General features: G+C 37.5%; 1 protein-coding gene and 1 pseudogene. Both read right to left on the bottom strand.

The features are described 5' to 3' along the window. A pseudogene (locus EU96_RS0109570) lies at nt 1–224 on the bottom strand (porin); the annotation flags it as partial. 169 nt (nt 225–393) lie between these two features. Then, entirely contained in the window at nt 394–1,584 is a 1,191-nt protein-coding gene (locus EU96_RS00005) for a hypothetical protein (RefSeq protein ID WP_032527624.1), read from the bottom strand. Between the last annotated feature and the right edge of the window lie 92 nt (nt 1,585–1,676).

Here is a 1,676-nt window from a genome sequence, read left to right as displayed (position 1 = left end):
AAGCTACCATCATGACTATGACCATCAACTAATCCTTCTCCGCCAGCAAGTAGTGGGGTTTTGATATTTGAATCATCATTGCTAAAAGAATTAGCAAATTCCATACTCTCGATATCAGAGTAGTTTGAAATTTCATTTAGATTTACTTCACTAGCAGTTGCAGACAAAGGTGATAGTAAACCTAAGGCTGCAGGAGCTACGAGTAAGCTCTTAAAAAGTTTCATAAAAATTCCTCACACAGAAATTAAATATAATTAAATCTAAATGATAAATAAGTTAATAACAAGTTTTTATAGACAAAAATAAATTTGTCCCTTTCTAAGGTAAAAAAAAAAGACCTGCATAAGCAGGCCCTTTCTGTGTATTGGAGGTTTCTAAATTAAACTAATAAATTTAGAATTTGAATGTTGTCTTAACCATAGCTCCAGATGTGTCATCTGTATTAGCACCAGCTGCATCTAGAGTGTAGATTAACGGAGTAACTGTCATACTGTCGTTTACTGGGTATTCGTAGTATGCCTCGTACTGATACAACTCATCAGCATTTTCAACTGTATTACTGTGACCCATAGCAATTCCAGCAGATCCTGGACCTACTTCATCCCATGTTAGACCAATCATGAAACTTGCTTGCTCATCAGCACCAGCTGCTGCTCCACCTAAGTTTCCGACTTCATAACCAACACTGATTGAAGGAAGACTACCGTCAGGAGTGTAGTAAGCATTCAAAGCTGTGTATTTGTCGTCTTCGTCAGTAAGAGCGTTGTTAGTCATTTCTTCTACAACACCGTAAGTTAGTGAAATACCGTAGTTATCACCTGTATAAGCTAGGTTACCTGCATATGCATCCTGACCTTCTTCATTAAAGACATCATTGTCTTGTGTTTGAGCACCAACAGCAGCTGTTAATCCGTTTTGGAAGTCATAAGAAGCACCAATAGCTACTCCTCCACGAGCCCAGCCTGTATTAGCGATTGAAGCATTTACATCTCCACAATCACTTAGCATGTCACCAGGGCCACCGTATACACATGCTTTTGTGAATAGATTACTACCGTTGGTATTGTCACCAACAAAAGCTGTCATTTTGTCGCCAACTGGGAAAGTGTAAACTACACCATCAACTGTAAGGCCATCGCCATTTCCGTTTCTGTCGTATTCGTCAATAGCATCAATACCAGCATTACCAGCGTCTATAGCAATATCAAGTGAATCTTCACCTGTAAAACTTGTATTTAGATCAAGCTGGAAACTGTAAGTAGCTACTACATTGTCATCATTATCAACAGCTGCTGCATCATCGTCATCTTCAAAACCGAGAAGACCATCAACAGTGAATGATGCTGTTGTTGTTTCTGAGAAGCTACCATCATGACTATGACCATCAACTAATCCTTCTCCGCCAGCAAGTAGTGGGGTTTTGATATTTGAATCATCATTGCTAAAAGAATTAGCAAATTCCATACTCTCGATATCAGAGTAGTTTGAAATTTCATTTAGATTTACTTCACTAGCAGTTGCAGACAAAGGTGATAGTAAACCTAAGGCTGCAGGAGCTACGAGTAAGCTCTTAAAAAGTTTCATAAAAATTCCTCACACAGAAATTAAATATAATTAAATCTAAATGATAAATAAGTTAATAACAAGTTTTTATAGACAAAAATAAATTTGTCCCT

It is taken from the genome of Prochlorococcus marinus str. MIT 9302 (assembly GCF_000759975.1).
GTDB lineage: Bacteria > Cyanobacteriota > Cyanobacteriia > PCC-6307 > Cyanobiaceae > Prochlorococcus_A > Prochlorococcus_A marinus_M.
This window is presented reverse-complemented; position numbering and strand designations above follow the sequence as displayed.